We start from the raw sequence: 22,916 nt of genomic DNA, 5'->3' as shown, positions 1-22,916 counted from the left end.
ATTAGCTGTTAATGCTTGATAAGGTGTTCTCTCCTACATTTTCTTGCGGGCATTGAATCTTCTGGACAGTATAACTCCCAGAATAATCAAGCCGCCGCCAGTCAGATACAGCGGGAGAGGACTTTCTTCTCCGGTCTGTGGAAGCTTGCCGGGAAGTCCGCTGTTGTTGCCTTTGTCAGTTGGCTCAGTAACCGTGCCCTTAGGCACTTCATCGACGCCAACTTCAATTGTAATCTCTTCCTCATTGCCGTCTTCATCTGTAACGACAATCGTGAATTTATCCTTGCCGGTGTAGCCTGGATCTGGAGTATACGTCCATTTGCCATCCGGTGTAATTGTTACTGTACCATGCGCCGGCTCATCACTGATGCTAGGGATTCCCCCCAGCGGAATCTCACCATCGATAGGCACTTCCTCAATCGTAGTCACCTGTGTAGCTTGCGGCGTTGGAGTGCTAACCGTTCCAGGCTGGGCCGGTGTGGCTGCTGGCGTAACTGCCGGTGTAATTACAGGTGTTGCTGTAACCCCAGGAGTACTTGAAGCATCCGGAGTCACGGTTGGTGCCGGTGTTACCGACGGTGTCGGTGTTGATGTAACAACTACTCCAGGAACACTTGATGTTTCAGGTGTAGGTGTGTAGTATACCGGCGGTGATGTTGGTACCGTTGTCGGTTCTGTTGTTGGCGCCGTTGTCGGTGCTGTCGTTGGCACCGTTGTCGGTTCTGTTGTTGGCGCCGTTGTCGGTGCTGTCGTTGGCGCCGTTGTCGGTTCTGCCGTTGGCGCCGTAGTCGGTGCTGTTGTTGGCGCCGTAGTCGGTGCTGTTGTTGGCGCCGTTGTCGGTGCTGTTGTTGGCGCCGTTGTCGGTGCTGTTGTTGGCGCCGGTGTTGGTGTTGCTGTTGGCGCCGGTGTTGGTGTTGCTGTTGGCGCCGGTGTTGCTGTCGGCACCGGTGTTGGCGTTGCTATCTTCTGGTTTTTCACAGTCACAGTCGTTTCCAGTGTAGAATTAAAAGTTACTGGATAACGAGTAGGATTAAGGCTATAACCGGCTGGTGCAGTAATTTCCTGCAATGTATATGTCCCCGGCCATAGATTATTAAAGTTTATTTCCCCTTTAGAATCGGTAGTGAGTGTGTTAAAGGCAGCTTCAGTTCCTCCAGCTTTGCGATAAAGTGTAAACGTAGCACCACTTAACTTAAGTGAAGATTGGGCAGAATCCTCTTTAACAACCTTCAGGTTTTTTCTACTGCCTGTTCCTACGCCGTCTGCATCTGACAGTGCAACTGGAACATCCTTGCTGGTTTGCTTGGTGAACGTTGTAGAATTTTCTCCGCTTATTTTCACACTATTGGAAACTGTATCCCCATCGTTGGCCACAATCAGTGACTCATACTCCAAAATATAAGGTTTCTCTATAGGAGCCTTGAAACTGAGTACAAACTGTTGTTTACCAAGATCAGGGTCAGTAGTGATGACCAGATCATAATCCGTTCCCTTAGTTAGCGGCGTAGCCACCTTATTAACAGTACCTCCTGAATTAACTGTAGTACCATACAGTTTGAACGAGTCTGGAAGAAGGATTTGATTGTTACTTGGATCATCTACTATTTTAGCTGACTCAATGTATGACTGATTGTGGTTAATATTCACAGTCCATTTAATGTTCAAATTATTCTGTGTTCCCGACTTTGTAACATATTCGCCGGCTTTGGGAATCGTCACTGAAGCCTTGAGGTCTTTGGACTCCGGTTTTGTACCACTATACAGGTTAGCAGTGTTGTTCAACGTTGATGTATTAGTCAATTGGCCTTTAAGACTTGTTTTAAAAGTAATAACATAACCCGTTGTAATTGTTTTTGTGAAATCTATTTGCAGCAGTTTACTCACTTCATTATAGCTAACATTATAATCTGTACCCGGAGCAAGCTTAATTGATCCTTTGGAGTAACCACCATCTCCATTGACATTCATAGTGTGAATTTCTACAGAAGAAGGCACGAATTTTTGATTATCCAGAAGTACGTCTGTTACTTTAGCATTTACTAGTGTATGCCGGTTAAAATTCACACCAACTGTCCAAGTGATCTCCTTTTCTTTTGCATTGTAGCTTCCACTCTTATAACCGTTGGCTTTCTCTGCAGAAACAAGATCAAAGTTTGCAGTTACAGTTTTTGTTTTAAGTTCCGTGGAGTTAGGATTATTCCATTCTACCGTCGCTTGATTTACGAAATCAGCATCCTTTGTAAGCCAATCATAATTCAGCCATTTATTATCAAAATAAGTATCATAACTTATCGTATAAGGTCCACTAATTGGTGAACTAAATACAACATTAAAACCTGTAGTATTGACTAGATTCTCAATAGTATAACCTGTGGTAATCGTTGATGTACCTTGTTTAACAACAATAGTTTCGGGAATAATCTCCAGACCTTTATTGGTGAAAATATCCTTAACCACTACATTCTCCATCGGATAACTGTCACCATTAATAGCCACTGTCCAAGTAACCTTTTTACTGTTGTAGTTTACACTTGCAGACTTATTAATAATCACTTGATCAATAGTTCTTACTCCAGGTACAGTTGTAGATCCGGATGTAACCGAGTTGTTAATAGTCTCAGGTCCCTCAACTCGCTTGATCGCCTTTGTCTGATACTGAATTTGGTACGCACTGTTGATGTTTTCATTGAATTTCAGTTCAAATCCGTTCTTCTCAGGCTGGGTTGCAGGATTAACCGTATAATTACTAACCTCAGTGCTTCCAACAGTTCCAGCCGCATCTGTCAGGAAATTTACCGGAAATACCTTTACGGAACCCTTTACCAATTCCTGTGAGTCATCAAAATAATCCTTTAAAACGGCATCATCTTTAAGAACCGATGACTCGTTATAGTTATAATTGATCTCCCAGTAGGTTACCTGGGTTGCAGAATGATAATCAGATGATTTTTTGCTCAGATAAGCTCCTCTAGTAACATTGACTGTTGCCGATGCAGGGACAGCCTGTAAGTTTGTTCCACTGAAAGAAGCATTATTTGTAAAGTTTGTTTTGGTTGCATCAGTAATATCGGTAGTGAACTGAATCCGATAAGCGCCAATAATTGGCGATTCATTAAATGCGACATTCAGATTACCCGAAGGAGTTGTAACCGAATACCTGGAGTTTGAAATTTCTGACCCTTGTGTAACTGACCCGTTAAGTTTAACATTCAGATCATATACTTTAACATCCAGTGGATTAGTCAAAGTAAGACCTGCAGGAATAGTATCAAGGAGATTAGCTCCATAGACGCTATCCAATACTTTATTAACGTCGACACTCCAAACAATTTGTTTCGCATTTAGATTACCTGAGTTAGTTCCTTTAGGAACACCGCTTTTGGAGATTGTCAAGTCTACCTTAGGCTTGAAAGTAATTGTAACTGTCTGATTTCCGCCGTCAATAGGGAAGACAATCGTCTGTACTGTTGTTTCGGTGAATTTGCTCATATCAAAAGAGGTTTTAATTGTAAAGGAACCATGCACTCCGAAAAACTTATCTACATCATTGCCCAACGTCATTACAACCTTATTCGGGCTGCCTTTAATTACATCAAAGTATCCCAAATTCATTCCATCCGCCACAAGTGCCACATTTTTAATATCTGAAGCGAGCACAAATTTGTCAGGCAAATCAAAGGAGTAAGTATCTCCCCCTTTAAAATTATGGTTATCGGGAAGCTCCCAGTTATAAGTCAGCTTGACCTCAGCCCCCTGCTTGTAGACAACATCCGTTACAGGAACACCATTATCGTAGACTGACATAGTCACACTCGTAATTAGTGGATCTGTTATCTCCGTCCCATCCGCCTTAACCTTCGTCATGAACCCGAAACCGCTGGCAAACTGTGTAATCAGCATTACAACAACCAGCCAGGCGCCTATCGTCTTTTTCTTCATATAATTATAACCTCTCTCTTTAGCAAAATGATTGTTCCAGCGTCGCCATTACCCGTTCCCGCCTGCTTCTTCCCGATCGTCCCCCTGTCGCTAGTATGTATGTGGGCCTTCAATTTCGCTTGTACTGTACTTTCGTAACTTTACTTCCCGCCTCTGAACAATTTCTGAACAGATTATGAGATAAATCATAGATAACTTAAAAATAAAATATTTTTTATGACAAAAAGAGCGTTTCAAACGCAGGATATGAGGAATCCACACTGGGTTATGAACTTTTTTTCATCTTTCCGACTCATCTTGTTCATTCTTTTCATTCAAAAACTTGTTTCAAATCCTCTTCAGCTGGATTCAAAACCAAAATTCTCAGCGCAAAAAAATTTCTACAGATTTTTGAACAAAAAAAGAAGCCTCCCCGGACCAATCGTACTGGTCCGGGGAAGCTTCTTTTAAATAATTGAATTAGAGATTGGCATGCTCACGCTTGGTGTAGGTCTTGCGCTTCTCAATCAGCTTGTTCAGTGCATCCAGGTAGGCTCTGGCACTCGCTTCAAGAATATCGGTGCTAAGTCCGCGGCCCTGCGCAGCAACCTCGCCTTGCGAGAGCACCACATGTACCTCACCCTGAGCATCTTTACCTCTGCTGACGGCTTTAATCGAGTAATCGCCAAGTGTGACTTCTTCCCCTGTAGCCTGGTCAATGGCATTGTAGATTGCGTCTACCGAGCCGTTGCCTTCGGCAACCGCCACAATCGGCTGCGGGTCCTGGCCGTGAATGATTACCTTAGCGGTTGGAGTAGCCTCATTGCCATACGTAACATAGATCGTCTGCAAGCTGAAGGTCTCCGGCGTATCGATCAGCTTCTCTTCCAGAAGCGCAAGGATATCCTCGTCCGAGACTTCTTTTTTCTTATCGGCGAGATCCTTGAACTTGGCAAAAGCGGCATTGACCTCTTCCTCAGAGATGTCATAGCCCAGATCACTCAGCTTATCGCGGAAAGCGTGACGGCCCGAATGCTTGCCGAGCACCAGCTTGCTTTCTTTGAGACCGATCGTTTCCGGTGTCATAATCTCGTAAGTCGTCTTCTCCTTCAGCATGCCATCCTGATGAATCCCGGATTCATGGGCGAAGGCATTGGCGCCGACAATCGCCTTGTTGCCCGGCACAACCATCCCTGTCAGCTTGCTGACGAGACGGCTGGTACGGGAGATTTCAGACAGGACCAGAGAGGTCTTAGCACCGAAATACTCACTGCGGGTCTCAAGCGCCAGAGCGACCTCTTCAATCGCTGTATTGCCGGCACGTTCCCCGATCCCGTTAATCGTACCCTCAATCTGGTCTGCACCATTCTGAATGGCAGCGAGGGTATTGGCAGTAGCCATCCCCAGATCATTATGACAATGGGCGCTAAGCTGTACCCGCTCGATATCAGGCACCGTATCCTTCAGGAATTTGAAGATGTCTCCGTATTCCGCAGGATTCAGGTAACCGACCGTATCTGGAATATTCACCACATTCGCACCCTCGCGGATCGCCATCGCCACCATTTCGGCCATGAAATCACGTTCGGTACGGCCGGCGTCCTCCAGGGAGAATTCCAGCTTGGGAAAATACTTCTTGGCATAGCGGATCGCCGATTGTGCCGTTTCCAGCACCTGTGACTTCTCCATGCGCAGCTTATGCTGACGGTGTATCGGCGAGGTTGCCAGGAAAATATGAATACAAGGGTCCTGTGCCCCCTGCAGCGCTTCCTTGACCGCATCAATATCGCTCTCTCTGGAACGGGACAGACCGATTACAGTGACATTCTTAACCGCTCTGGCCACTGCGTTCACCGCAGCCAGATCTCCCGGCGAAGCGGCAGGGAAGCCTGCCTCCATCCGGTCAATTCCCAGCTTTTCCAGCTGATAAGCGATTTCTACCTTCTCACGCGTATTGAGGTTCACACCCGGCGACTGCTCCCCGTCACGCAGCGTCGTGTCGAACACATAAATTTTCCGCATGCTGAGCACCTCCTGAAGATTGTCCATAAACCCTCAAATGCGGCCCGCAAAATTACGGCCGCATCTGAGGGTTACCTATGGTTCATTGCAATTGTAAGTATACGACCTATTTCTTAATCCAGTGCATCATTTCACGCAGCTGGCTGCCGACTACTTCTACCGGATGAGCAGCTTCGTTGCGGCGGGTAGCGGTCAGGAAGGCACGACCGGATTGGTTCTCAAGGATAAAGTCGCGGGCGAATTTACCTTGCTGAATATCAGACAGTACTTCTTTCATAGCTTTCTTAGTCTCAGCAGTAATGATGCGTGGTCCAGTTACATAGTCACCGTATTCCGCAGTGTTACTGATGGAATCGCGCATGCTGGACAATCCGCCTTCATATACCATGTCAACGATCAGCTTCAGCTCATGCAAGCACTCGAAGTAAGCCATCTCAGGAGCATATCCGGCTTCAGTCAATGTCTCGAAGCCAGCCTTGATCAGTTCGGACACACCGCCGCAGAGGACAGCCTGTTCACCGAACAGATCCGTTTCAGTCTCTTCACGGAAGGAGGTTTCGATAACTCCCGCACGAGTACAGCCGATGCCTTTGGCATACGCCAGACCGATAGCCTTGGCATTGCCGGTTGCATCCTGTTCAATAGCGATCAGGCCGGGAACGCCGAAGCCTTCAACATAAGTACGGCGTACCATGTGTCCCGGGGATTTAGGAGCTACCAGCAGCACATCGGCATCCTTAGGAGCTACGATTTGTCCGAAATGTACATTGAAGCCGTGGGAGAACATCAGAGCCGCACCATTCTTAAGGTTCGGTTCGATATCGTTCTTATATACAGATGCCTGTGTTTCGTCCGGCATAAGGATTTGTACCACATCTGCACGGGATACCGCTTCTGCTACAGACAATACTTCAAAGCCGTCATTCTTGGCAGTATCAAATGATTTACCTTCACGCAGACCGATAACCACCTGAAGACCACTGTCACGCAGGTTCTGTGCCTGGGCATGTCCTTGGCTACCGTACCCGATTACCGCAATTGTCTTTCCTTTCAATACGCTAAGCTCTGCATCCTGTTCATAGTACGTTGTAACTGCCATTGTCAAAATCCTCCTTTAATTTGGGACCCATCGTAAAGAGCGGGTGCTTCAAAAACACGTTGCATATTAGTCTTACTATATAATGACGCGTTCCTCAAGCCCCCGCTCTTTCGCGGGCAAGTCTAAGCTAATCTTAATAAATTAATGCACGCAAGCAGTAATTCGTTAAAGCTGTAAAATGTGACGATTAGGCATTCCCGCGAATCATCGCCGTTACTCCAGTCCGGGACAGCTCCTTTATACCATAAGGCTTCAGCAGCTCGATCATTGCATCAATCTTGGTGGTATCTCCAACTACCTGTACTAGCAGGCTGGTTGAGCCAATATCTACTACAGAAGCACGGAAGGTTTCGACTACGCCCATAATCTCCGGCCGTTCTGACGGCTCTGCCTTCACCTTAATTAGTGCCAGCTCCCGGGCTACCATTGGTTTTGCGCCCAGATCAACTACCTTGATTACATCGATCAGCTTGTACAACTGCTTCTCAATCTGCTCCAGGGTATGCTGGTCGCCCAGTGTTACAATTACCATCCGGGACAATCCGACCTCTTCGGATTGTCCAACCGTAATACTCTCAATATTGAAGCCGCGGCGGCCGAATAATCCGGATACCCGCTGCAACACACCAGGCTGGTCATTTACGAGCACAGCAATCGTATGTCTCATCACTGTTATTCATCCCCCATCAGCATTTGATCAATGGTAGAGCCTTGAGTTACCATCGGGTAGACATTCTCATCCTTTGGAACAACGAATTCTACCAGGACGGGTCCAGGTGTTTCCATGGCTTCTTTCCAGGCCGCGCTGGCTTCTTCCTTGTTGGTTGCCCGCAGTCCCTTCACGCCGTAAGCTTCAGCCAGCTTTACAAAATCCGGACTTCCCGCGAGATCAGTATAGCTGTAACGCTTCTCATAGATCAGGTTCTGCCACTGGCGGACCATTCCGAGCACCTGATTGTTGATGACAACAATTTTGACCGGAATCTTATTGATCGCACAGATGGCAAGCTCCTGGGAACACATCTGCATTCCGCCGTCACCATTAATGGAGACTACGAGCCGCTGCGGATGGGCCATTTGCGCCCCAATCGCCGACGGGAAACCGAAGCCCATAGTTCCAAGGCCCCCCGAAGTAATCCATGAACGCGGATGGTTGAACTTGTAATATTGGGCAGCCCACATCTGATGCTGGCCTACGTCTGTAGTCACAATCGCTTCACCATTAGTGGTGTCATTAATCATCTGGATAACCCATTGCGGCTTCAGCTCTGTCTCCGAATCCTTGTAGCGATACGGCTGGTCCAGCTTCCACTGGGCAATCTGTGTTCTCCAGGCATCGGCCTTCGAGGCGCGCTTCACATCCGGGATCAGCATTTCCAGAACAGTCTTCACATCGCCGACAATGGGGATATCAGTTGCAACATTCTTGCCGATCTCGGCAGGATCAATATCAATATGCACGATCTTCGCTTTGGGAGCGAAGCCGTCCAGCTTGCCGGTTACGCGGTCATCGAACCGGGCACCGATGTTAATCAGCAGATCGCATTGCTGAATGGCATTATTGGCTGTGTACGTGCCGTGCATCCCCGGCATTCCCATCCATAACTCTTCGCCGCTCGGGTAACACCCCAAGCCCAGCAATGTAGTTGTAATTGGAATCTCCGTGCGTTTCACGAATTCATACATAGACTCATGCGCTCCAGAGTAGATGACTCCGCCGCCTGCAATAATAATCGGACGCTCCGCTGCATCGATAGCCTTCACCAGCTTATCCAGCTGCAGCTTATTGGGAACCGTGCGCGGATTGTAGCCGCGAAGGTTAACCCCCTGCTGTTCTGCCGGAGTGAACAATGTCATCGCCGCCGATACATCCTTTGGAATATCGATCAGTACCGGACCTTTACGTCCTGTATTGGCAATATGGAAGGCTTCATGAATAATCCGCGGCAGGTCCTCAACATCCCGTACCAGATAGCTGTGCTTCGTAATCGGCATCGTAATCCCGGTAATATCCGCTTCCTGGAAAGCATCTGTACCGATCAGGCTGGAAAATACGTTACCGGTGATCACTACCAGCGGCACGGAGTCCATAAACGCTGTAGCTATTCCAGTCACCAGATTGGTTGCTCCCGGACCTGAAGTGGCAATACATACGCCAACCTTACCGCTTGCTCTGGCATACCCGTCAGCCGCATGGATCGCTCCCTGCTCATGGCGGGTCAGAATATGGTTGAAATCATCGAATCCATAAAGCGCATCATAGATATAGAGTACAGCCCCGCCGGGGTATCCGAATACAGTATCTACACCTTCCAGTACAAGACTGCGCAGGAGGACTTCGGAACCCGAAACCACCTCTGGATTTTTCCATTTCTCACGTAACTGTTCTATCGACCGCACTTCTTCCGGTAATTGCGCGCTCATCAGTATTCCTCCCTTCGATCATTCACATGCATTATTTAGAGTGACAGGACGCCCTTATCAACAACCTTTAATATTAGCGAACAGGCCGTATTTTCTCCCTATTCAACAAAAAAACCTTTCGCCTCCCACGCGCAGAAGAAGCGCGTGAGGGACGAAAGGTTTAGCTTCCGTGGTACCACCCATGTTTGCATTACATCTCGCGATGAAATGCCTTATCAGGATACAAAAATCCATCGATGTAGGCAGGGCCCAAATCTTCGTAACCTGAAGTCCCTAACGCGGACCAAACGATTCCCCCTAATAATTCCACCGCTCTTGCTGATGGACCTTTCAGGAAAACAGCTCCGAGGTGAGCTCGTATATAAGGGATTCTGGTGGAGGTTGCAGCAATTCCTCTCACTCTCTGAACAAAAGAGCCCTTAAAACTTCGTCCTCATCATCGCCGATACATGTATGCTCGTTAAATGTTTAGACACATTATATGATTCCTCACACGGTTAGTCAATACCCCTTCGCAGGTTATACATTAAATTCTTCATAAAATCCTGTTCTATTCTTGCCGGAACGCCCACACCGCCCGGGGCATATGATGTACAACAATGCGTGGAAAGGGGGCAGTATTTATGATTCGTTACCGCAGACCCAGGCAGGATGACACGATTATTTATGACTTGATTGAAAAGCAGCTTGTCCCGTTATCTCATCTTCCGCAGACGATCATTAATCAGGTCAGGAAGGATCTGCCGCGCCGCCTGGGACAGGGAGTCACACTTGTTGCTTGTCCCGACTACGACAGCGATCCGCTGGGGTTCGTGCATTTTCTGCTGCATGGCGATCTGTTATACATTGATATGCTCGCTATTGCCCCGGGAGCAAGGCGTAAGCGCTACGGTAATATGCTTATGGATAGAGCGGAGCGGTTTGCACTATCCCGTGCATGCCATAGAGCGAAGGTCTCTGTAGATACCGGAAATACCGCCGGTTTGGCTTTTTATGAAAAACTGGGCTACAGCGTAGCCCGTTATCAACCGCAAAATTACTGTTATGAGCTTGAAAAGCAGTTCCGCTGATGGAGCAGGCAAGCTCTATGGCTTAAAAAAATCCAATCGGCGGAATGCCATAACCAGGACCTGGACCGTAGCCGCCATATGGACCAGGAACAGGGCCAGGGCCAGGTCCATGGCCATAACCGTAACCGCCCCCATACGGGTTACCACCGTAGCCTCCGCCATAACCCCCGCCGTAAGCGTAAGGGGCCGTACCGATGGCCAGCAAATCAAACAACACGAGCGGAATCAGTGCCTTGGTTTGTACTTTTTTACCACTGATGCGCTGCAGGATTAACCGGTTGCCTGAGATGCGGACCAGTTTGCCCGTCACTCTGGACCCGTCTTTTTTTACCGCCACGATATGTTTACCTATCAGTTTGATCACCTGTTGTTTCGTTACCGGGTGTGCCATAATATCCCTCCTATATTTGTTTCTTAACAGTCTATTCGCCTCACCCGGTAATTGCCTGTACATCCGCCCGCCTCCGGACTGGAAGTATCCGCAGCAGCAGCCTGCATATTTGCAAAAAGAGCGCATTCCCGGAATCCGGAAATGCGCTCTGTCTGTAATGCACTAGAAATGGTATTGCTGATCACCCTAGCGTTTGCTCGGGTCGTAAGGCTCACCAAGCGCCTTAGGTGCCGAGGAGCGGCCTACTGCACTCACCAGAACAATAATGGTTAGCACATAAGGAATCATGAAGATGAACTCCTGCGGAATGCTCTTGGACCATTCAAACAATTGTACATAGTTGCGGATCGCCTGAGAGAAGCCGAAGAATACAGCTGCCCCGAATGCACCAAGCGGGTTCCACTTTCCGAAGATCATCGCCGCAATGGCAATGAAGCCTTGGCCCGAGATCGTATTGTGGGCAAACGTACCGGTAGTGGTCAACGTAATGGTAGCTCCGCCGATACCCGCCAGAAGTCCGCTCAGCATGACACCGATATATCTCATCTTGTTAACGTTGACCCCCAGGGTGTCAGCCGCACTCGGATGTTCTCCGACTGCGCGCAGACGAAGCCCAAACGGAGTTTTGAACAGGATGAAATAAATGACAATGACTAAGATAATCGCCAGATAAGTGGTTGGATAGGAGTTAAATATCCCCTCTCCGATGACCGGAATCTTGGAGAGGCCAGGAATAGCCACTTTGCTGAAGCCGTCGATCAGTGGAGTTTCGCCTGATCCTTCGAAGAACAGCTTAACCATGTAGAGCGTGCTGCCTGCAGCCAGGAAGTTAATAACCGTACCACTTATCGTCTGATCCGCCTTGAAGGTAATCGCAGCCACAGCATGGATCAGTGAACCGATTATGCCTACAGCCATGGCACAAAGCACACCAACCCAAGGAGCCCATTCGCCCATACCTGCATCTTGAGCATAATAACCGCCTACGGCAGCTGCAAAGGCACCAAACATCATTAAGCCTTCAAGTCCGATGTTCACGACACCGGATCGTTCAGAGAAGATGCCACCGAGGGAGGCAAATATTAGCGCTGTGGAAAAAACAAGCGTCGTATTGAGCAGTTGGCCTAAGACTACGAAGTCCATCTATAACACCTTCTCTTTCTTGCGCTTGAAGTAAAACGGTTTGAGCACCCAGCGTACAATGCCTTGCGCAGCAATGAAGAATATAATCGAACCGATTACAATACGGATCAGCTCCGGCGGCACATCCGCACCAAAGCTCATCCCTGCCGAGCCGTACGTCAGCGTGCCGTATAGAATGGCAGCAAGAATGACACCCAGCGGATGGGTCAGTCCGAGCAAGGCAACAGCGATACCGTCGAATCCATAACCAGGTGAAGCTGCGAATACCGATTGATAATGGAATACGCCCAGCACTTCACCGGCGCCTGCGAGGCCTGCGAACACGCCGCTGATGAACATGGCCTTCACCACATTGCGTCCGACATTCATTCCCGCATATTCGGCAGCATGCGGATTTAAGCCTACTGCACGCATTTCGTAACCCTGCTTGGTCTTCCACAGATAGACATAGAAGAAGGTGGCTGCCGCCAGGGCAATCACAGTTCCCCAGTGCAAGCGGGCATTATCAAAGGTGGAGAAGAGGAAGGTCATGGAGAGAGAAGCCGGATTATCCTCCGACCGGTTCTGCCCTTGGAGAAGCAGGAAGGTCCGGACAATATAATTCGACAGGAAGAGCGCAATCCAGTTCAACATGATCGTTGTAATAACTTCATTAATTCCGCGCTTGGCCTTCAGATATCCGGCAATACCGGCCCATAGCCCGCCGCATACAGCAGCCGCTATGACCGCAAGCGGGACTAACAGGAAGCTCGGTAATACCCCGCCAAGCTTAATGCCGACAACAGATGCAGCCGTCATCCCGATCATGACCTGTCCGTCCGCACCGATGTTAAACATCCCTGAACGGAAGGCAAAGGCTACGGCCAGACCCGTAAGCATCAGCGGAGTCATCTCGCGGATCGCCTCACCGAAATCGTACGGGCTGCCGAACACACGCTTGAACAGCGCAGAGTAGGCTGCGATAGGATCGTAACCGCCAAACAGCATGACAATAGCACCCACCAGGAAGCCCATTAGAATCGCTACAAGCGGAACGATATAGACGTCTGTTGCGAATATTTTCCGGAGTCTAGACATCCGCATGACCTCCCCGCTTCAAACTGCCCGCCATCATCAGACCCAGTTCCTGGTCATTCGTATCCTGCGGGAATACTTCTCCGACAATCTGGCCTTCATAAATAACGGCAATCCGGTCAGACACATTCATGATTTCATCCAATTCAAAAGAAATAAGCAACACAGCCTTGCCTTGGTCCCGCTGGGCAATAAGCTGCTTTTGTACAAATTCAATCGCCCCGACATCCAGACCGCGTGTTGGCTGTGCGGCAATCAGAAGAGTCGGATTCTTGTCTATTTCCCGCGCAATAATCGCTTTTTGTTGATTACCGCCGGATAAGGAGCGGGCTTTGTTCTCTATGGACGGTGTACGCACATCGAACTGCCTTACCAGGTCTTCAGCATGCTTGTTAATCACATCTGTGTTCAAGAATCCGTTCTGGTTATATGGACTCTTATAATACGTCTCCAGAACCATGTTCTCACTCACAGTGAAGTCGAGCACCAGACCATGCTTGTGACGGTCCTCCGGAATATGGGAGACATTCATTTCAGATACCTTACGCGGTGACAGATTAGCAATCTCCTTGCCGGAGACCTGGATCGAACCCGAGTCAATCTTGCGCAGCCCGGTAATGGCCTGAATCAGCTCACTCTGGCCGTTACCGTCCACTCCGGCGATTCCGAGTATCTCCCCTGCCTTCACTTCGAAGCTCAGGCCATTCAGCACAGGCACGCCATCCTTGCTCTTGCTGCTCACATTAGACAGCTTCAGGATGCTCTCGCCAATGTGAGGTGTCTGCTTGTCCACTTTGAACGTAACCCCGCGTCCGACCATCTTCTCAGCCAGCTCATTAGGATTGGTCTCGGAGGTCTTCACAGTATCAATTACCTTGCCGCGCCGGATAATGGTGACACGGTCGGAGATCTGCATAATTTCCTTCAGCTTATGCGTGATCAGGATAATGGATTTACCTTCAGCAACGAGCCGCTTCATAATCGCCATCAGTTCCGTAATTTCCTGCGGCGTAAGTACAGCGGTAGGCTCGTCGAATATAAGTATATCCGCTCCGCGGTACAGGGTTTTCATAATTTCTACCCGTTGCTGCATGCCTACCGAAATGTCATGAATTTTGGCATTTGGATTGACTTGGAGCCCGTACTGCTCAGATAGCTTACGAACCTGCTCCGCAGCGGATTTATAGTCAATTTTAAGACCTTTCTTCGGTTCCATACCCAAAACAATGTTCTCGGTGACCGTAAAAGGATCAACAAGCTTGAAATGCTGGTGAACCATACCAATGCCAAGCTCAATAGCTTTATTGGGGTTATCAATAATAACCGGTTTCCCGTCGATTTCGATGCTGCCTTCATCGGGCTGGTACAGTCCGAATACGATATTCATTAAGGTTGATTTGCCTGCCCCGTTCTCACCAAGCAGCGCATGGATCTCCCCTTTTTCCAGCGTCAGACTAATAGAGTCGTTCGCAACGATACCGGGAAAGCGTTTTGTGATTTGCTTCAACTCTACGACAGGAGCCGCAGCACTCATGGAATCACCCTCATCACAGAATAGATATAATATTGCCTTCAAGACACGGCTGTACCGCCCCACACAAGGACGGTACAGTTGTGATTGTCTATAACAGATGCTGACAGAGAACAAGGCCAGTACTTGAACCGGCCCTGCTTCGTCGTTATGTTAAATCGGGTAAAGCTGAAGCAATGAATTACTCGGCAGGAACAACGATTGTTCCATCAATTATTTGCTTGCTGTATTCGTCAACCTTAGCCAGAATATCTGCGCTAACGTTAGCTTTGGATGTTTCAGGAAGGCCTACACCGTTGTCTTTCAGACTAAGAACAGTTGTAGTACCGCCTTTGAAAGTACCATCAACAACCTGCTGGGAAACCTTCTTAACCGCTTCGTCAACACGTTTGATCATGGAAGTCAGCGTTACATCATCACCGAATTCCAGGGATTGGTCTTTGTCAACGCCGATAACCCATACTTTGGAACCGCCGGCTTTGTTGCGGGACTTCGCTTCGTTAAATACGCCGTTGCCTGTTGCGCCTGCAGCAGGGAAGATGATGTCATTGCCATCATTATACAGGGTAGCTGCCAAGGATTTACCAGTATCAGGCTTGTCATACGCACCTGCATAAGTGATTTTCACAGTTGCATTAGGGTTAACCGCTTCTACGCCGGCTTTGAAGCCCACTTCGAAACGTTTGATAACCGGGCTTTCCATACCGCCGATGAAGCCTACTTTGTTGGTTTTGGTTGTCAGACCTGCAACTACACCTACCAGGAAGGAGCCTTCGTTCTCGGCAAAGGTTACAGATTCAACGTTAGGGGCATCTACTACACTGTCGATGATCGCAAGGTTAGCATTCGGGTTCTCTTTGGCAACCTTCAGCACTGCATCGCCAAGGTCGAAGCCGATTCCCCAAGTCAGGTCATAGCCGCCTTTAACGAACTGGTTAAGGTTAGGCTCATAATCTGCATTGGATTTACTCTGCAGGTATTTGATCTCAGCGCCAAATTCCTTCTCCATAGCCTGCAGTGCTTCCCAAGAAGACTGGTTAAAGGACTTATCGTTAACTCCGCCTACGTCAGTTACAAGGCCCAGCTTGACAGCCTTAGGAGCCTCGGTTGGTGCCGGTGCTTCTGTTGCAGCTGCGTCTGTTGGTGCATTAGTTGATGTTCCAGCATTGGAGCCGGAGTTAGCGCTGTTATTGTTACCGCATCCTGCCAGAATGACAGTGAAGGCCATAACCATAACCAAAGATAGTTGGTAAAACTTCTTCATCGAAAGTGATCCCCCTTAGTAAATTGGATGTCTTCTGTGTTCTGCTTTGGACATACCATTAGTACAAATTATACCTGCAAAAAAAGCTAAAATCCAGTCTATTAATGACCTCAGGTCAATAATAATTTGCATTTTTCAACAAGAAATCGCTTACCTTGACACGATATGTCACTTTTATGTCTGTTATGTGTTAGAAAACCTAAAAATGTAGCTTATGGCTCCAAGTGCATTAACATTATTATTGCACAGGGAAGGCTTTTCTATTATCATGTATGATTACATCTTGTACGCAAAGGGAGTTACTGAAAATGGAACAAGAACACACACCACAAGCTGCACCCGACTTCAAATACTGTCACGAATCCCGCGTATTCAAAACCGGCCGTGTCTTCCCCAATGATGTGAACAATCACAAGACACTGTTCGGCGGCAAGCTGATGAGCACCATTGATGAAGTGGCCTCCATCTCGGCTATGCGCCACTGCCGGGTCAACGTGGTAACAGCCTCCGCTGACTCTGTAGACTTCCTCCTGCCGATCCGGCCGACGGACTCCGTCTGCTTCGAATCCTTTGTCTCCTGGACGGGCCGCACCAGCATCGAGGTATTCGTCAAGATTATCTCTGAGAATCTCTATACAGGCGAACGCGCCGTTGCCGCTACTTCCTTCTTGACCTTCGTAGCCATGAATGAAGACGGCACTACAGCCCCTGTTCCGGCCATCGTGGCCCAGACCGACGAAGAGAAGTTGATCTGCCAGTCTGCGGACGAGCGGTCCGCCTTGCGCAAGCTGAGACGCTCCAGCAGCAAGAAGCTCGCTTCGCTGCTCAGCACTACGAAATACTGGGAATAGCTGTCCATCCTGCGGTTCCCACCGCGCAAAAAAGCACCGTCACACGGGAGAACCCGCAGGCGGTGCTTTTCGATTTATATCGTCTTACGCGTTGATCTTCTCTTTGGCAACTACAGCCAGGGAGTTGAAGGCGTTCAGATCGTTCACTGCCAGATCAGCCAGCATCTTACGGTTCACTTCTACACCAGCCAATTTCAGGCCGTATACAAGCTTGCTGTAAGACAGACCGTTCAAACGGGCTGCAGCATTAATACGAACGATCCACAGTCTGCGGAAGTTACGTTTAGTCTGACGACGGTCACGGTATGCGTAAACCATCGATTTCATTACTTGCTCTTTAGCTGTTTTGAAAATGCGGTGCTTGGAACCGAAGTAACCCTTTGCCAGCTTCAATACTTTTTTATGTCTACGACGAACTACAAATCCGCCTTTAACTCTTGCCATATTAATAAACCTCCCAAAAATGTGTGATTAACTATTTCAAGTTAGCGAGTCCTTGTTTCAAACGTCTTACATCCCCAGGGGCCATTACCGGATTGCCGTTCAATACGCGTTTTGCACGTTTCGATTTGTGGGACAGCAAGTGGTTCTTGTGAGCTTTGTAACGCAATACTTTACCAGTTCCAGTGATCTTGAAGCGGCCTTTCAGGCTGCTATGTGTTTTCATTTTAGGCATGGTGTTTCCTCCTTGAATATTATGCGGCGCCAGATTGCTATGCAAGTGACTCCATGATTATTGGGGCTTCGGAGCCAGAATCATAATCATGCTGCGGCCTTCCAGCTTAGGCTGGCGCTCTACAACAGCAATTTCTTCTACTTCGCTCTTCACGCGCTCCAGGATCTTCTGGCCGATACTAGCGTGGGTAATCTCACGGCCGCGGAAACGGACGGAGCACTTCACTTTATCGCCTTCACCCAGGAACTTGATTACATTGCGGAACTTGGTCTGATAATCATGTTCCTCAATGTTTGCACGGAACCAGACTTCCTTGAGATCCACGATCTTCTGGTTCTTACGGGCTTCTTTCTCTTTCTTCTGCGTTTCATAACGGAACTTGCCGTAATCCATGATGCGGCATACCGGCGGCTTCGCCTGCGGTGCTACGTTGACTAAATCCAGATTAAGATCGATCGCCATTTGTAACGCCTCGCGGATCGGCTTGATCCCGATTTGTTCACCCTCTGCTCCGACCAGCCGAACCTCTTTGGCACGAATTTCATCATTGATCATATGTTCCTTACTGATAATCCTCCACCTCCGAATAATTTTCAGATAATATATTACGGTTCTCCATAAAAAAGGGATGCCGGTAATTCCCCGACACCCCGTTTGATCAACGTTCATGAATTGTAACCATTCATAAAGCATTGAGATCAAAACCAGCAGGCTGTTAGCCAGTCAGGTGAGAAGCCGGTGCTTCTGCTTGCAATCCCTATGTTTTGCACACTTGAATACTATACATCATCAGACCGAAGGTGTCAACACTTTCGGAAATTATTAATTTACAGTGCGAATTATGAAACCTGCTTGCTCTGTACTTCTTCCAGCCGGACTACGCGCGTATGTTTGGTATGACTCCACTGCTTGTTGTTCTGCGTGAAGAACGCATAGAACGTAATGGGATACCACGAGAGCAGATAGACCGGGAATACCAGCAGGTACAGATAGACCTTCTTGAACTTCACCCGCTCCAGCGCCATAGCCAGCAGGAAGGTCAGAATGTTCGCCCCAACCGCAAAGTACCCGAGCCACAGTGGCAGATGTCCGTAAATATTCGCAATATGCGGACCGTCGAACACAGCATTATCCACAAACATTACGGCAGTCATCAGGAACGTAAGCAACACAATGTATACGTTCGCTCCGTACAGTGCCAGGTCGAACTTCGTCAGGCTGCGCTCCTTGATCCCCTGCCACAGCAGCGGGAAGAAGTAACGGCGGGCCACGGTGAAATGACCCTGCATCCAGCGCAGACGCTGTCTGGAGGAAGCCTTGAAGGTAAGCGGCTTCTCATCGAATACTTTGGCATCATAATTAAATCTTGGATATACGCCTTTGGAGGCGCTGCGCATGGTGAACTCCAAATCCTCCACCAGACTGGTTGCGCCCCAGCCCATTTCCTTCAGCAGGTTCGTCTCGAAGCACATGCCTGTTCCGCCGAGGAAGTTAGCCATCTTCAGATTATGGCGCGACAGCTGCCACAGCCGGTTGATGTACCAATAGGATACGCCGTAAGCAGCCGTGATCCACGAATCCTCCGGGTTCTTCGTATCGATGTACCCTTGAATGACCTGTCCGCCTGAACACAGATCGTTGTTCATCTCTGTCAGGAACTCTGTATGTGCAAGGTTGTCGGCATCGAACATGACAACAGCGTCATACTGGCGCGGCAGCGCCCACAGTTCCTTCAGCATCCACTCGATAGCATAGCCTTTACCGCGCAGGTTACTGTTGGTACGTACACAGGCATTCATGCCGTGCTCCCGTACAATCGCAGCTGTATTATCCGTGCAATTGTCACAGATGACAAATACATCGTACAGTTCCTGGGGATAATTAAGCTGCTTCAGGTTTTCCATCAGGGCGCCGACCACTTCTTCTTCGTTATGCGCGGCAACCAGCACGGCAAATGACTTCTGCGGCGCATGCTTAACCTTATTCTTCTTCTTGCGCAGTCCAAACAGTGAGAATGCAAACTGATAAACTGCAATTGCCGCCAAGATCACTTGGAGCGAAACAAATAATGCGTCTGTCATGATCTTTTGATGCCCCCTTTTTCCAAGTCTAGATGTTCTTTCTCTCTCTGGCTTGTTAACGTTCTATCTGACCCTTTTGTTGCATCCCTTACTGTAGACTTAGGAATTTCCCCTTAGTTTCGGGCAGGATTCCGATTTTGTTATGTCACGTTACACAAGATATGAATATGGATTCCAGTGTACTGGCTGGCTCCTTATTTCTCTGTTACCTTATAAACGCGATCTTCCTGCTTGAATCATTGTAGTCGCTTTGGGGCTCCCAAGTCAAAAGAGACATTTTTCGAGCGGACCTGAGCTTTTTCTTGAACGGGCTACCTTAAAAAAGTATGATAAAGACAGCTTCAGGCCGTGAAATCTGCTGCTTAAGCTGCGCCAGAACTCTTTTAGCCGGACTATCGGAGGGACATGATATGAGACCTTTATTCAAGAAACTGCATCTCCTGGAGCAGCGGGTGTTTCAATGGATTAACGGACGGATGCATAATCCGTTTCTGAACTTCTGGCTCTTCTACCTCACTCATCTCGGAGGTGCAACAAGTGCGATCGGTATCAATCTTCTGGTCTGGGCAGTATGCCCGCAGCCATGGAGAACTACAGGACTGCAAGCGCTGGCCGCGCTGGCGATAAGCCATGTGCCCGTCGCTATCGCCAAAAAGCTCTACCCGCGCCTGCGGCCTTATCTGGCCCTGCCGGACACCAATACGTTCCGTAATCCGCTTAAGGATCATTCTTTTCCTTCAGGCCATACGACCGCTATCTTCGCCTCAACGGTTCCTTATATGATAGCCTACCCTGTCCTGACTGCGGTTCTGCTTCCTCTGGCCTGCACAGTCGGCTTCTCCCGGATCTACCTCGGGCTGCATTATCCGTCTGATGTCCTGGCTGGAGCGGTCATTGGGTCTGGAGTCGCAGCCGGTACGCTTGCCCTCTGGATATGATGCCTGAGGGGCGTCCGGCTAGTGAATACCTCTAGGGAACAGGTGAACTATACATTGCGCAAAAAAAGAATATTATTGCTGTCGGAGGGCTTCGGTGCCGGGCATACCCAGGCTGCATATGCGCTGTCGAGCAGCCTGCGGAAGCTGTCTCCGGAGGTGCAGACCAAGGTGCTGGAGCTGGGAAGCTTCCTGAATCCCAAGGTGGCCCCGCTCATTGTCTCGGCCTACCGCAAGACGGTCACCTCCCAGCCCCGGCTGATGGGCTACGTGTACCGTCACCAGAAATCATTCAATCGTCTTACCACACTTGCCCTGCACCACTTGTTTTATACGCATGCCCAAAATATTGTAAAGCAGCTGAAGCCGGACATTATCGTCTGTACCCACTTCATTCCCGGCGCTGTTATCTCACGCCTGAAGCGGCTTCATCCGTCGCTGAAGGCCCCGCTGATTACGGTTATTACGGATTATGACGCCCATGCCAGCTGGATCAGCCCGCAGGTGGACCGCTATCTGGTATCCACCCCTGAGGTCAAGGCGAAGCTGCGCCGCCGCGGCGTTGCCGCCTTCAAGATCCGGGTAACCGGCATCCCGGTGCACCCGAACTTCTGGGAGCAGCACGGCCGGGAAGACATTCAAGAGCAGTTCAAGCTGCAGCGTATTCCGACGGTCATGGTCATGGGTGGTGGATGGGGCATGATGAACGACGAAGTAGTGAACGCAGCTCTCGCCGGATGGCGGGACAAGGTGCAGATTGTGTTCTGCCTCGGCCAGAATGACAAGCTGTTGCAGCTGATGAAGCAAGATACGCGGTTCAGGCACCCTAACATCCGGCTGCTGGGCTTCACCCGGGAGATTGACAAGCTGATGGAGGTATCCGACCTGCTGGTGACCAAGCCGGGCGGCATGACCTGCAGCGAAGGCTTGGCCAAGGGCATTCCAATGCTCTTCCACTCTCCCCTGCCGGGCCAGGAAGAAGAGAACTGCCGGTACTTCACTGCCGCCGGCTTGGGGGAGCCGATCAGCTCCCTCGAAGTAGTTGACCGGTGGATGGAGCGGCTGCTGAATGATTATGGGAATGTCCGTGCGGCGCGCAAGGCTCATCTGGAGGCCATCTCCAGGTACAACCCGCTGCAAAGCGCCCAAAGCATTATTGATATGCTGGATAAACCGCGCGCAGAACAGGGAAAGTAGAGAACTCAAGTTAGAACGCAAAAGGCAGTCCGGTATGAACGAACCGGACTGCCTTTTGCTGTAATAACCGGTAATGCAGTCTAGAGCCGGTACTTGTCCAGACGGGTGGCCTGATATTGCTTCAGCGCCTCATCTCCGACAATCGCCTCGCAGCGGTGAATGTTCACGCCGCGTCCATAGAACTTGGTCTCGTATTCGGTCATTACATTCTCTTCGTTGATCACGCCGCCCTCATGCAGGTCAAGGGAAATATTCTTCATCTGCAGACCGTAGTCCGCAAAGGCATTAAGCGAGAATTCAAACAGGCTGCGGGAATCCGTCTTCAAATGGATTTCGCCGAGCGGACTGAGCAGTCCGCGGTATTTATCAAGAAAACGCGGATGCGTCAGACGGCGGCGGGCATGCTTGCTTTTCGGCCAGGGATCACTGAAGTTGAGATAGATCCGTTCCAGCTCCCCCGGAGCAAACACTTCCTCTGCGTAATCGATATTGGCCAGCGCCACTCTCACGTTCGGCGGTGTCTCTTCGCCTGCCGGCTCCCATACATTCCGGGCCTTCTCGGCTGCGCGCCGTACCAGCTCGTCATACATATCTACGCCGATGAAATTAATCTCCGGGTATTTGAAGCTCATTTGACTGATAAACTGCCCCTTGCCCATTCCGAATTCCACATGAATCGGATGGTCATTGCCGAACAATTCGGACCAGCGCCCCTTCAGGCTGCGTGGTTCCAGGATGACCAGATCGGTCTGCTCCTCAAGACTTTCACGTATTCCTTTTCTTCCGCGTAAACGCATAGGTATTCCTCCGCTTATCTCTTATTGCCTTATCTGTGAATAGGATAAATGCCACTTGCAATATTGTGCCGAACTTACCGGCAAAAGTAAAGGGATTTCAACAAAAGAAAAGGAACCTCCATCCCGCCCCTGCTTGGACTGGTCGAAAGTTCCGTGCGTCTTGTATCTGCATTACCGGCCCGCCGTTCAGCGGACTGCCATTTATTTATCGAACTCGAAGGTCTTCTCGAACGCATTGCGGATCTTCCGCTGCGCTTCTGTCTTGATCTTGTGGTTGCCGTTGAATTCTACGCCTGTCAGGGCGAGAGCTTCATCGGGAGTCAGCTGCACATCAATCGAACCTTTGTTATCAGCAAATACCGTTGGAGAATTCATCGTTATCACCTCTAAGGTTTAGTATGGACCGGACGACACGAAATTATGAATTCAAGCAGATGATTGTG

Annotated in this window: 20 protein-coding genes; 4 read left to right on the top strand and 16 right to left on the bottom strand. The window is 49.2% G+C overall.

Annotated elements, in window-relative coordinates; all coding sequences use genetic code 11:
• Positions 1-33: 33 nt before the first annotated feature.
• From MKZ07_RS31015 to ilvB, 5 genes are all read right to left on the bottom strand, one after another.
• Entirely contained in the window at positions 34-3,939 is a 3,906-nt protein-coding gene (locus MKZ07_RS31015) for a collagen binding domain-containing protein (protein ID WP_341029371.1), read from the bottom strand.
• 459 nt (positions 3,940-4,398) lie between these two features.
• Complete coding sequence (locus tag MKZ07_RS31010; protein ID WP_036696128.1) at positions 4,399-5,940, bottom strand: 2-isopropylmalate synthase; 1,542 nt, start codon at positions 5,938-5,940, stop codon at positions 4,399-4,401.
• Between the two features lie 106 nt (positions 5,941-6,046).
• Positions 6,047-7,039 (bottom strand): ketol-acid reductoisomerase, encoded by a 993-nt coding sequence (gene ilvC / locus MKZ07_RS31005; RefSeq protein ID WP_036696125.1) that lies wholly within the window; start codon positions 7,037-7,039, stop codon positions 6,047-6,049.
• A 187-nt stretch (positions 7,040-7,226) separates the two neighbouring features.
• Positions 7,227-7,706 carry an acetolactate synthase small subunit gene (gene ilvN, locus MKZ07_RS31000; RefSeq protein ID WP_036696181.1) on the bottom strand — a complete coding sequence of 160 codons (480 nt, stop codon included), beginning with the start codon at positions 7,704-7,706 and terminating at the stop codon, positions 7,227-7,229.
• A 5-nt stretch (positions 7,707-7,711) separates the two neighbouring features.
• Positions 7,712-9,463, bottom strand: a complete 1,752-nt coding sequence (gene ilvB, locus MKZ07_RS30995) for a biosynthetic-type acetolactate synthase large subunit (protein WP_036696122.1) — start codon at positions 9,461-9,463, stop codon at positions 7,712-7,714.
• Between the two features lie 623 nt (positions 9,464-10,086).
• Between ilvB and MKZ07_RS30990 the strand changes: the two genes are divergently transcribed.
• Positions 10,087-10,533, top strand: a complete 447-nt coding sequence (locus MKZ07_RS30990; RefSeq protein ID WP_036696120.1) for a GNAT family N-acetyltransferase — start codon at positions 10,087-10,089, stop codon at positions 10,531-10,533.
• Between the two features lie 22 nt (positions 10,534-10,555).
• Here the strand turns inward: MKZ07_RS30990 and MKZ07_RS30985 are convergent, their stop codons facing one another.
• The 5 genes from MKZ07_RS30985 to MKZ07_RS30965 all read right to left on the bottom strand — a co-directional run bounded on the left by MKZ07_RS30985 (position 10,556) and on the right by MKZ07_RS30965 (position 15,936).
• A complete protein-coding gene (locus MKZ07_RS30985; protein ID WP_036696179.1) occupies positions 10,556-10,924 on the bottom strand; it encodes a hypothetical protein in 369 nt (122 codons plus the stop codon).
• Between the two features lie 186 nt (positions 10,925-11,110).
• Entirely contained in the window at positions 11,111-12,067 is a 957-nt protein-coding gene (locus tag MKZ07_RS30980) for an ABC transporter permease (RefSeq protein WP_036696117.1), read from the bottom strand.
• A complete protein-coding gene (locus MKZ07_RS30975; RefSeq protein ID WP_036696116.1) occupies positions 12,068-13,144 on the bottom strand; it encodes an ABC transporter permease in 1,077 nt (358 codons plus the stop codon).
• Entirely contained in the window at positions 13,137-14,675 is a 1,539-nt protein-coding gene (locus MKZ07_RS30970; protein ID WP_036696113.1) for an ABC transporter ATP-binding protein, read from the bottom strand. The genes MKZ07_RS30975 and MKZ07_RS30970 overlap by 8 nt, the downstream gene beginning before the upstream one ends.
• A 178-nt stretch (positions 14,676-14,853) precedes the next feature.
• Entirely contained in the window at positions 14,854-15,936 is a 1,083-nt protein-coding gene (locus tag MKZ07_RS30965) for a BMP family lipoprotein (protein ID WP_036696110.1), read from the bottom strand.
• Between the two features lie 308 nt (positions 15,937-16,244).
• On the opposite strand from MKZ07_RS30965, the gene MKZ07_RS30960 reads away from it, so the two are divergent.
• Positions 16,245-16,787 (top strand): acyl-CoA thioesterase, encoded by a 543-nt coding sequence (locus MKZ07_RS30960; RefSeq protein ID WP_036696107.1) that lies wholly within the window; start codon positions 16,245-16,247, stop codon positions 16,785-16,787.
• Between the two features lie 84 nt (positions 16,788-16,871).
• Here the strand turns inward: MKZ07_RS30960 and rplT are convergent, their stop codons facing one another.
• The 4 genes from rplT to MKZ07_RS30940 all read right to left on the bottom strand — a co-directional run bounded on the left by rplT (position 16,872) and on the right by MKZ07_RS30940 (position 19,544).
• Complete coding sequence (gene rplT / locus MKZ07_RS30955) at positions 16,872-17,231, bottom strand: 50S ribosomal protein L20 (protein ID WP_036649386.1); 360 nt, start codon at positions 17,229-17,231, stop codon at positions 16,872-16,874.
• A gap of 31 nt (positions 17,232-17,262) precedes the next feature.
• Positions 17,263-17,463 carry a 50S ribosomal protein L35 gene (rpmI, locus tag MKZ07_RS30950; RefSeq protein WP_036696104.1) on the bottom strand — a complete coding sequence of 67 codons (201 nt, stop codon included), beginning with the start codon at positions 17,461-17,463 and terminating at the stop codon, positions 17,263-17,265.
• A 57-nt stretch (positions 17,464-17,520) separates the two neighbouring features.
• Positions 17,521-18,018, bottom strand: coding sequence for a translation initiation factor IF-3 (gene infC, locus MKZ07_RS30945; protein ID WP_036696103.1), 498 nt, complete (start codon positions 18,016-18,018; stop codon positions 17,521-17,523).
• Between the two features lie 284 nt (positions 18,019-18,302).
• Complete coding sequence (locus MKZ07_RS30940; protein ID WP_036696100.1) at positions 18,303-19,544, bottom strand: glycosyltransferase family 2 protein; 1,242 nt, start codon at positions 19,542-19,544, stop codon at positions 18,303-18,305.
• Positions 19,545-19,954: 410 nt separating this feature from the next.
• Here MKZ07_RS30940 and MKZ07_RS30935 point away from each other — a divergent pair, with 410 nt between their 5' ends.
• Positions 19,955-20,482, top strand: a complete 528-nt coding sequence (locus MKZ07_RS30935) for a phosphatase PAP2 family protein (RefSeq protein WP_036696099.1) — start codon at positions 19,955-19,957, stop codon at positions 20,480-20,482.
• A gap of 54 nt (positions 20,483-20,536) precedes the next feature.
• A complete protein-coding gene (locus MKZ07_RS30930; RefSeq protein ID WP_036696097.1) occupies positions 20,537-21,676 on the top strand; it encodes a UDP-N-acetylglucosamine--LPS N-acetylglucosamine transferase in 1,140 nt (379 codons plus the stop codon).
• A gap of 80 nt (positions 21,677-21,756) precedes the next feature.
• On the opposite strand, the gene trmB is transcribed toward MKZ07_RS30930, so the two are convergent.
• Together trmB and MKZ07_RS30920 are read right to left on the bottom strand one after the other, a co-directional pair.
• The gene (gene trmB, locus MKZ07_RS30925) at positions 21,757-22,473 is read right to left on the bottom strand and encodes a tRNA (guanosine(46)-N7)-methyltransferase TrmB (protein WP_036696096.1); all 717 of its coding nucleotides are present in this window, start codon (positions 22,471-22,473) and stop codon (positions 21,757-21,759) included.
• A gap of 201 nt (positions 22,474-22,674) precedes the next feature.
• A complete protein-coding gene (locus tag MKZ07_RS30920; RefSeq protein WP_179090500.1) occupies positions 22,675-22,848 on the bottom strand; it encodes a hypothetical protein in 174 nt (57 codons plus the stop codon).
• Between the last annotated feature and the right edge of the window lie 68 nt (positions 22,849-22,916).

The organism is Paenibacillus sp. FSL P4-0338 (assembly GCF_038002365.1).
In the GTDB taxonomy this organism is placed as follows: Bacteria; Bacillota; Bacilli; order Paenibacillales; family Paenibacillaceae; genus Paenibacillus_AQ.
Note: the sequence above shows the minus strand (reverse complement) of the source record. Positions and strands in the feature narration are given on the sequence as shown.

Bases quoted from the DNA above. Each gene is read 5' to 3' on its own strand.
- MKZ07_RS30920 (WP_179090500.1), bottom strand. From the start codon at position 22,848: ATGAATTCTCCAACGGTATTTGCTGATAACAAAGGTTCGATTGATGTG.
- trmB (WP_036696096.1), bottom strand. From the start codon at position 22,473: ATGCGTTTACGCGGAAGAAAAGGAATACGTGAAAGTCTTGAGGAGCAG.
- MKZ07_RS30935 (WP_036696099.1), top strand. From the start codon at position 19,955: ATGAGACCTTTATTCAAGAAACTGCATCTCCTGGAGCAGCGGGTGTTT.
- MKZ07_RS31015 (WP_341029371.1), bottom strand. From the start codon at position 3,939: ATGAAGAAAAAGACGATAGGCGCCTGGCTGGTTGTTGTAATGCTGATT.
- MKZ07_RS30960 (WP_036696107.1), top strand. From the start codon at position 16,245: ATGGAACAAGAACACACACCACAAGCTGCACCCGACTTCAAATACTGT.
- infC (WP_036696103.1), bottom strand. From the start codon at position 18,018: ATGATCAATGATGAAATTCGTGCCAAAGAGGTTCGGCTGGTCGGAGCA.
- MKZ07_RS30985 (WP_036696179.1), bottom strand. From the start codon at position 10,924: ATGGCACACCCGGTAACGAAACAACAGGTGATCAAACTGATAGGTAAA.
- ilvN (WP_036696181.1), bottom strand. From the start codon at position 7,706: ATGAGACATACGATTGCTGTGCTCGTAAATGACCAGCCTGGTGTGTTG.
- rplT (WP_036649386.1), bottom strand. From the start codon at position 17,231: ATGGCAAGAGTTAAAGGCGGATTTGTAGTTCGTCGTAGACATAAAAAA.
- ilvB (WP_036696122.1), bottom strand. From the start codon at position 9,463: ATGAGCGCGCAATTACCGGAAGAAGTGCGGTCGATAGAACAGTTACGT.
- ilvC (WP_036696125.1), bottom strand. From the start codon at position 7,039: ATGGCAGTTACAACGTACTATGAACAGGATGCAGAGCTTAGCGTATTG.
- MKZ07_RS30940 (WP_036696100.1), bottom strand. From the start codon at position 19,544: ATGACAGACGCATTATTTGTTTCGCTCCAAGTGATCTTGGCGGCAATT.
- rpmI (WP_036696104.1), bottom strand. From the start codon at position 17,463: ATGCCTAAAATGAAAACACATAGCAGCCTGAAAGGCCGCTTCAAGATC.
- MKZ07_RS30965 (WP_036696110.1), bottom strand. From the start codon at position 15,936: ATGAAGAAGTTTTACCAACTATCTTTGGTTATGGTTATGGCCTTCACT.
- MKZ07_RS31010 (WP_036696128.1), bottom strand. From the start codon at position 5,940: ATGCGGAAAATTTATGTGTTCGACACGACGCTGCGTGACGGGGAGCAG.
- MKZ07_RS30990 (WP_036696120.1), top strand. From the start codon at position 10,087: ATGATTCGTTACCGCAGACCCAGGCAGGATGACACGATTATTTATGAC.
- MKZ07_RS30975 (WP_036696116.1), bottom strand. From the start codon at position 13,144: ATGTCTAGACTCCGGAAAATATTCGCAACAGACGTCTATATCGTTCCG.
- MKZ07_RS30980 (WP_036696117.1), bottom strand. From the start codon at position 12,067: ATGGACTTCGTAGTCTTAGGCCAACTGCTCAATACGACGCTTGTTTTT.
- MKZ07_RS30970 (WP_036696113.1), bottom strand. From the start codon at position 14,675: ATGAGTGCTGCGGCTCCTGTCGTAGAGTTGAAGCAAATCACAAAACGC.